Annotated in this window: 7 protein-coding genes; 2 read left to right on the forward strand and 5 right to left on the reverse strand. The window is 57.1% G+C overall.

Going from position 1 to position 7,984, the window contains the following annotated elements; genetic code table 11:
* Positions 1–110 precede the first annotated feature (110 nt).
* The 5 genes from pgsA to RI563_RS11445 all read right to left on the reverse strand — a co-directional run bounded on the left by pgsA (position 111) and on the right by RI563_RS11445 (position 5,628).
* Positions 111–668, reverse strand: a complete 558-nt coding sequence (pgsA, locus tag RI563_RS11425) for a CDP-diacylglycerol--glycerol-3-phosphate 3-phosphatidyltransferase (RefSeq protein ID WP_317622888.1) — start codon at positions 666–668, stop codon at positions 111–113.
* Positions 669–677: 9 nt separating this feature from the next.
* A complete protein-coding gene (gene uvrC / locus RI563_RS11430; RefSeq protein WP_310694511.1) occupies positions 678–2,531 on the reverse strand; it encodes an excinuclease ABC subunit UvrC in 1,854 nt (617 codons plus the stop codon).
* A 315-nt stretch (positions 2,532–2,846) separates the two neighbouring features.
* Positions 2,847–3,500: a uracil-DNA glycosylase gene (locus RI563_RS11435; protein ID WP_310694512.1), complete on the reverse strand. Its 654-nt coding sequence runs from the start codon at positions 3,498–3,500 to the stop codon at positions 2,847–2,849.
* 65 nt (positions 3,501–3,565) lie between these two features.
* Positions 3,566–4,216, reverse strand: a complete 651-nt coding sequence (gene uvrY, locus RI563_RS11440; protein WP_310694513.1) for a UvrY/SirA/GacA family response regulator transcription factor — start codon at positions 4,214–4,216, stop codon at positions 3,566–3,568.
* A gap of 113 nt (positions 4,217–4,329) precedes the next feature.
* Positions 4,330–5,628, reverse strand: coding sequence for a sensor histidine kinase (locus tag RI563_RS11445; RefSeq protein WP_310694514.1), 1,299 nt, complete (start codon positions 5,626–5,628; stop codon positions 4,330–4,332).
* A 171-nt stretch (positions 5,629–5,799) separates the two neighbouring features.
* Here RI563_RS11445 and RI563_RS11450 point away from each other — a divergent pair, with 171 nt between their 5' ends.
* Together RI563_RS11450 and RI563_RS11455 are read left to right on the forward strand one after the other, a co-directional pair.
* Positions 5,800–6,081, forward strand: a complete 282-nt coding sequence (locus RI563_RS11450) for a hypothetical protein (RefSeq protein ID WP_310694515.1) — start codon at positions 5,800–5,802, stop codon at positions 6,079–6,081.
* 58 nt (positions 6,082–6,139) lie between these two features.
* The coding region (locus tag RI563_RS11455; RefSeq protein WP_310694516.1) for a phospholipase D-like domain-containing protein at positions 6,140–7,984 on the forward strand (1,845 nt) is incomplete at its 3' end.

Here is a 7,984-nt window from a genome sequence, read left to right on the forward strand (position 1 = left end):
CGCGACCCCAACCTTGGCAAGGTTGTGCTCTACCAACTGAGCTATTCCCGCTTGAGAGAGGCGTATTTTAGCGATACGACGCGATCTGTCAAGACTTCGTGACATCCCCGTTACTGCTCCCGGGTCAGGCTCGGCCAGGCGGCACGCAGGTAGAGGAGCATGGACCAGAGAGTCAGGCCGGCCGAGGTATAGAGCAGCAAATAACCGATGAGCATGGTGGGAAAACGACCAATCGGCTCCTCAAACAGCAAAAAGACAACGGCCAGCATCTGAGCCGTGGTCTTGAATTTGCCGATGATGGAGACGGCCACCTTGGTCTGCTCGCCCACATTGGCCATCCATTCACGCAAGGCCGAGATGGTGATTTCCCGGCCGATGATCACGGCGGCCGGGATCGCCAGCAGGAACCCCGGATGCTTGCTGACCAGCAGGATCAGCGCCACGCCGACCAGCAGCTTGTCCGCGACCGGATCGAGAAAGGCGCCAAAATCCGACTCCTGTTCCCATTTGCGGGCCAGGTAACCGTCGAACCAGTCCGTGATGGCCGCCAGGATGTATATGGCGGTGAGCAAATAATTATTGATCCCGAATAACGGCAGATAGAACACCACGATGAAAAACGGAATAATCCCGATGCGGAGCAGGGTCAGCTTGGTCGGCAGGTTCATCGCCATGGTTCAATATCCATCCTGGTGAAAAGTATCGTATATCTGCTGTGCCAGTTTGCGGCTGATGCCGTTGACCGCGGCCAGATCCTCGACCCCGGCCCGGGCGATCTCCTGCAGACCGCCGAAGCGGTGCAGCAACTGTTGCCGGCGCCGGGGCCCCAGCCCGGGAATCTGCTCCAGCGTGGAGGTGTTGCGCGTTTTCTGGCGACGCTGCCGATGGCCGGTAATCGCGAAACGGTGAGCTTCATCCCGAATCTGCTGAATGAGATGCAGCGCTTTCGAATCAGCCGGCAATATAGTTTCTTCCCCACCGTCTGACAAGTAAAGGGTTTCCAGGCCCGGTTTGCGGCCCGGTCCCTTGGCAATGCCCATCAGGCGCACATCGGGGATCTGCAATTCCTCGAGCACGCCCCGGGCGATTTCGACCTGGCCCTTACCGCCGTCGATAAACAGGATATCGGGCAGCTTGCCCTCCCCCTCGCGCAACCGTTTGTAACGGCGGGTCAGCGCCTGTTCCATGGCGGCATAATCGTCGCCCGGGGTAATGCCTTCGATATTGAAACGCCGGTAATCGGACTTGAGCGGGCCGTTGATATCAAATACCACGCAGGAGGCCACGGTCGACTCGCCCATGGTGTGGCTGATATCGAAACACTCCAGGCGCTGCGGCATTTCGTCCAGTTGCAGGGCTTCCTGTAACGCCTCGAAACGCTGCAGCTGGGTCGCCTGGCTGTTGAGCCGCAGGCTCAGGGTCTGGCGGGCGTTTTGCTCGGCCATCTCCAGCCACCGCGCCCGGGTACCGCGCACCTTGTGATGGATACTGACCCGCCGACCGGCGGCCTCGCCCAGGGCGGTTTCGATCAGGCCCTGCTCGGTCGGCGGATGGCTGACGATCAGTTGGGCCGGAATATCATCCTGACGGGCCAGGTAGTGCTGGGTCAGAAAGCTGCCGATCAGCTCGCTTTCGAGCCGCTCCGGTTCCAGGCCGTCCAGATGTTTGGGGAAATAACTGCGGTTGCCCAGATTGCGGCCCTGGCGAATGGTAAACACCTGAATGCAGCCGATGCCGCCCTGGGCCGACGCGGCGACGACATCCAGGTTGCCGCTGGTGTCGCTGTCCATGTATTGCTTGTCCTGGATATGCCGCAGGCTGGCGATCTGATCGCGATAGCGGGCCGCGGTCTCGTAATCCAGTTGCTCGGCCGCCCGCGCCATCCGTTCGGCCAGCGCATCGATCACCGCACTGCTCTTGCCTTCCAGAAACAGGATCGCGTGGCGGACATCCTCGGCATACTCTTGTTCGCTGATCAGGCCGACGCACGGCGCGGTGCAGCGTTTGATCTGATACTGCAGGCAGGGGCGCGAGCGATTGTTATAAAAGGAGTCGCGACACTGGCGTACGGGAAACAGTTTTTGCAGCAGGCTCAGAGTCTCGCGCACGGAGGGCGCGCTGGGGTACGGGCCGAAATAGCGCCCCTTGCCCCGCTTGGCGCCGCGATGGAACGTCAGGCGCGGAAACGGATGTTCAGTGGAGAGATAGATATAGGGGTAGCTCTTGTCATCGCGAAACAGGACGTTGTAACGCGGGCGCAGTTCCTTGATCTGGGTGTTTTCCAGGATCAGGGCCTCGCTTTCATTCTGGGTCACGGTGACCTCGATGGCGGCAATCTGCGCCACCATCACCCGGGTCTTGGGACTGTCCAGGTTGGTCCGGAAATAACTGCTGACCCGTTTTTTCAGATCCACCGCCTTGCCGACATAGATCACCGTGCCGTTGGCATCGAGCATGCGATACACGCCCGGCCGGTTGGGCAGGCCCTTGATAAAGGCTTTGGCGTCAAAATCAGGGGTGTTAGCGCTCATGAAACTATTTTAACCCCAGCGGGAACAACGGTCATCGGGGAATCCAATACAGTCCGCCAATGAACGCAAATCAACGCCAATGATTTTATTTGCGTTCATTCGCGTTTTTCGCGGACGGTTTTTCAAATTGTCAGTTTTCGTTTATGTTCGGGGTAAGGGTGCGTAACACCCCACCCTGCACGGCTAAATCAGGGAAAATCTGATGGTCCCGGAAACCATAAAAGTCCGCCAATGAACGCGAAAGACGCGAATATTGTATTTTATTTGCGTTAATTTGCGTGTTTTGCGGATTACCTGTTCATCTGAGCGGCGCTATTATTTTTGCTCCGTCAGTTTACCGATGAGCCGAAATACATCATGAAACATCTTTTCGGTCAGACGGCCGGTCTGGGTGTTGTAGCGACTGCAGTGATAGGAGTCGACCAGCCAGCGCCCGTCGGGTAGCTGATAATGGGCCGCATGGCCGAATTTATACTGCGACTGCTTCAGATCCTGCGCCTTGAGCACGGCCTTGTGGGCGATGCCGCCCAGCGCCAGAATCACGCTGTTACGCGGCAGGCTCAATAGCTCCTCGCGCAGATAGCTGTTGCAGGTGTTCATCTCGTCAGTGGTCGGCTTGTTCTCCGGCGGCAGGCATTTGACGGCATTGGTAATCCGGCACTGCTTGAGTTTGAGTCCGTCGTTCAGGGCGACCGATTCGGGCCGGTTGCTGTAGCCAAATTTGTGCAGGGTCTGATAGAGCAAAATGCCGGCAAAATCGCCGGTAAACGGCCGCCCGGTGGCATTGGCGCCGTGCATCCCCGGCGCGAGGCCGACGATAAGCAGCTTCGGCCTGGCGCTGCCATACGGCGCGACAGGCCGGGCATGGTAATCGGGATAGTCACGCCGGACCTGTTTTAAAAAATCTCTCAGGCGGGGACACTGGCGACAGTCGGGATCGAATGCTTCAAGGTTCGGGCGGGAGGGCATGCGTGATTCAACCTGGGACAACTGGATAATAACCGGGCTATTGTACCGCGTTTCGCCCTGCGCGGTTACTGGATCTGGCTGGATTCGATCACCCCGTGCAGCATGGCCAGCCGGGCCAGCTCGATGTCGCTATGCACGTCCAGCTTGTTATACAGCCGCTGGCGATAGGTACTCACGGTTTTGGGGCTGAGGCAGAGCTTGTCGGAAATCGTGGTGATTTTATGACCTTCCATCAGCATCATCAGCACCTGCAGCTCGCGTTCGGAAAGGTTGTCGAAGGGCGAGCTGGACTCGTGTTCGGGAAACTGGGAAAGCGCCAGCTGTTGCGCAATCTCGGGGGTGATGTAACGCTGCCCTGCCATGGTTTCGCGAATCGCATGGCTGATTTCATCCACCCGGGCTCCCTTGGTCAGATAGCCGACCGCGCCGGCCTTGAGCAGGCGCTGGGCAAACATATCATCCTGATGCATGGTCACGATGATAATGCGCAGGCTCGGCTTGTCGCCCAGCATTTTGCGCGTGGCCTCGAGGCCGCCGATGCCGGGCATATTGATGTCCATTAACACCACGTCGGGATTGAGCGTGGCCGTCATCTGAATGGCTTCTTCGCCGTTGGTGGCTTCACCCAGAATCTCGAAGTCATCGACATCTTCAAGCAACCGGCGCACGCCGGTACGCACCAGATCGTGATCGTCCACCAGGAGGATCTTTATCATAGGAAATGCCCCTGCCCTGCTTCCGGAGGTTATTGTTATTTATAGGAATGTAACTCAAACACCGTAAAATGAGTAGCCTTTTTCGGGCCACCCGGCGATCGCTCAGAGCGATTTTACCGGTGCGATGGTGCAGGCAGGCTGAAAATAAAGCAGGCACCCTCTCCCGGGCTGGACTCGGCATGGATACGACCACCATGGCGCTGGATGATCCGTGCCACGGTCGCCAGGCCAATGCCCGTCCCTTCGAACCGGTCCCCGGCATGCAGGCGTTGAAAAGGCTGAAACAGTCGCTCGGCCGAGCTGGCATCAAAACCGATACCGTTATCTTCCACGTGGCAGAGCATCTCCCCGGCCTCGCGGTGACAGCCAACACGAATCCGGACCGATTGGCGATCCCGGGAAAACTTGACGGCGTTGGCCAGCAGGTTCTGCATCACGATGCGTAATAACTGGGGATCCCCCGAGACGGTTATTTCCTCGTCAACAATAAGGTCAATAGGCGTGTCCGGGTATTGCGCTTGCAACTCCTCGAGCAGTTCCCGGCTCATCAGGCCAAGATCCACATGACGCCAGTGCAGCGGGTTATGCCGCAGGCGGGCCAGTTCCAGCAAGGCATTGATCAGGGCTTGCATGTTTTCGGCCGAATGGGCAATGCGCTGCAGATAGTTCATGGCCGCCGGCGGCAGTGTGCTGGTGGCCTCCTCCAGCAAAGCCTCGCTGTAGCCGAGAATAGCCCGCAGGGGGGCACGCAGATCATGAGAGACTGAATAGCTGAACGCTTCCATCTCTTCGTTGAGTTGTTGTAGTTCGGCCGTGCGCTCCGCGACCCGGCGTTCCAGTGAGTTGTTCAGCTCCTGGCGATCGGCATAGAGCATGGCATTTTCTGTTGCAATGGCGGCCTGGTTGGCGAACAGCATCAGCAGATCGAGATCGCGACGGCTAAAATCGCTCCCGTCCTGTTTATCCATGCAGGCAATGCCGCCCAGGAAACGTTTTTTGCCGATCAGGGGAACCATCATCAGGTTCTCGTTGGCCTGCTCCCAGCGCAAACGTTCCTCCGGCGGCAACTGGCGGAGGGTCTCCTGCCACCAGGGCTGTTTATTGCGCCAGATCCAGCCGCAGATCCCGGTATCCAGGGGCAGCGTTTCGCCCAGAATCTCATCACGATATTCGCCGCTGACCGCCCGGTAGGTATATTCGGTACACTCGGTGTTGAGGATCGGGATCAGGACAGAGCGGGTATGCGTAATGGCCCGCGCCTTGTCGGCAATAACCTGCAGCAGGCGATCCACATCAAGCTCCATGCTCAGCACCTGGCTGGTTTCCAGCAACAGGTCCAACTCCGCTTCGCGCTCAGCCAGAGCCTGACGTAACGGGAGCTCGTTGGGCTCGGTCAGAACGATCTGGTTCATGGCACACCTCCATGTATACTTGCTCTAAAGATAGACAACTTGAAAGTGATACGCCATAAGGGATGACAGTACCGACATAGACAGGCATTGCGTAATATCAATGCCAGCATCAAAAGTACGCGCTATAGTGAGAGCAGCATCACACTATTAATACCGACAGGAGTGACTATCGTGAATACGCCCTCTGACTTTGACAAGGCTATCAAGGACCCTACTCTGGTTTATCACGCTCCCGGCGAGGTTCTGGCCGACCCCGGACTCAGCGATGAACAGCGCCTGCAGATACTCAAACGCTGGGAGCAGGACCAGCGTGAACTTCAGGTAGCCCAGGAAGAAGGCATGTCCGGCGGTGAAGAGAATATTCTCAAAGAGATTCTGGATGCCATCGAAACACTCGATGTTCACCCCGATACGCGGGAGGCCCCGACCAAACAGGGAGGTCCTATCGACTGATTCGTCTCTCGCCCGCCTCTTTAACACGATAAAGCAAACCAATTCGGCAGACTAACTGATGTCGACTCCGACACGTATTCTCAAACCCGGGCGCAACTGCTGGCGGATTCGTCGAGCCGAGCGCATCGCCTTTTTAATCGACGGTGCTGATTATTTTCAGGCCCTGCATGCGGTATTGCCTCAGGCCCGGCAGCAGATCCTAATCTCCTCATGGGATATTTACAGTGATATCCGGCTCGGTGCCCTGCAGGGCGACAAACGCACCCTGGCCGAGATACTGGACAAACAACTGCATAAACAGCGGCATCTGCATGTTTACATGCTGAACTGGGATTTTTCCCGCCTGCTGGATATGGGACGAGAATGGTTACCGATTTATAAATTCGGCTGGAAAACCCACCCGCGTCTGACATTCAAACTCGACAGCCATTATCCGTTGGGGGCCTCTCACCACCAGAAATTCGTGGTGCTGGACGAGCGGCTGGCCTTCTCCGGCGGCCTGGACATTACCCGCGGCCGGTGGGATACCCCGGAACACCATCCACACGATGCCCGGCGCAAGCAGGTCGATGGCACGCTCGGACGCCCCTATCATGACGTGCAAATTGCCCTTGAAGGTGAGGTTGCTTCGGCGCTGGCGGATCTGTTCCGCGAACGCTGGCGCCGCGCCACCGATCAGGAATTCAAACCCCTCGACGCGCCGGCCGCATCGCTATGGCCATCGGCCCTGAAGCCGGACATGCAAGAGGTTGATGTGGCTATCAGTCGGACAGAACCGGCTTATGACGATTATCAGGAAGTCCGGGAAGTCGAGCAGTTGTATCTCGATGCGATCGCCGCCGCGCGGGATTTCATCTATATCGAGAACCAGTTCTATACCTGCCCGCCAATCAATCAGGCCCTGATCCAGCGGCTTCTGGAGGAGGATGGCCCGCAAATTATTCTCAACCTGCCTCTGGAGACCGAAGGCTGGTTGTCCCAGAACTCGCTGGATATTATCCGCGTCAGGCTCCTGCAGGATTTACGTCAGGCCGATCGCCATGGCCACTTGGCCATTTACTATCCCTGGAAAAAAAATCTGGAAACAATACCGCTCAATCTGCATGCCAAGGTTATGGTAGTCGATGACCGGTTCGTACGTATCGGCTCCTCCAATCTGAACAATCGTTCAATGGGTCTCGACACCGAGTGTGATATCGCGATTGAGGTTCATGGTGATAATATTAAAGCCGGCAAGGCAATTCGCCGGTTTCGCCAGCGGTTACTCGGCGAGCATCTGGACACATCCATCGACAAGGTGGCCGAAACAGAGCAGCAACAACCGGAGCTGATCAATTCGATTGAATCATTACGCAAACAGTGTGATGCGCGATGCCTGATGCCGCTGGAAGAAGTTTTACCGAAATATGAGCAAAGCATACTAACCAATATCGATCTAATTGACCCCGAGCAGCCTATTAACATGGAAAGTCTGCTCTATCACTATTTGCCGGCTCAAAGATCCTTGTTGCCCAACAAACGGATATTAACCTGGCTGGCAGCGATTCTACTGTTATCCACGCTGGCCGCTGTCTGGAACCTCACCCCGCTGGGTCAATGGCTGAAAGTGGATCGGGCCACCAGCATTATAGAAACATTACGCCAATACCCCTTCTCGGTTGCAATCACGGTAGCCGGATTTGCCATTGCGGCCATGTTGATGGTGCCGGTCACCCTGTTGATCGTCGCCTGTATTATCGTGTTCGGTGCCTGGTGGGGTGCTGTCTATGCACTGACAGGGGCGTTTGTCAGTGCCGTATTGACCTACCTGCTGGGCAGTCTGATGGGTCGGGACGCACTCAAGGGGCTGGCCGGTGGAAGGATTAATCGTATCAGTCAACGCCTGGCTCGACATGGTGTCATG

Origin of the sequence: Thiohalophilus sp., from assembly GCF_031581315.1 — a bacterium.
Taxonomy (GTDB): Bacteria; Pseudomonadota; Gammaproteobacteria; order UBA6429; family Thiohalophilaceae; genus Thiohalophilus.

Coding starts and splice junctions, on each gene's coding strand:
- uvrC (WP_310694511.1), bottom strand. CDS start 2,531: ATGAGCGCTAACACCCCTGATTTTGACGCCAAAGCCTTTATCAAGGGC.
- RI563_RS11435 (WP_310694512.1), bottom strand. CDS start 3,500: ATGCCCTCCCGCCCGAACCTTGAAGCATTCGATCCCGACTGTCGCCAG.
- pgsA (WP_317622888.1), bottom strand. CDS start 668: ATGAACCTGCCGACCAAGCTGACCCTGCTCCGCATCGGGATTATTCCG.
- RI563_RS11445 (WP_310694514.1), bottom strand. CDS start 5,628: ATGAACCAGATCGTTCTGACCGAGCCCAACGAGCTCCCGTTACGTCAG.
- uvrY (WP_310694513.1), bottom strand. CDS start 4,216: ATGATAAAGATCCTCCTGGTGGACGATCACGATCTGGTGCGTACCGGC.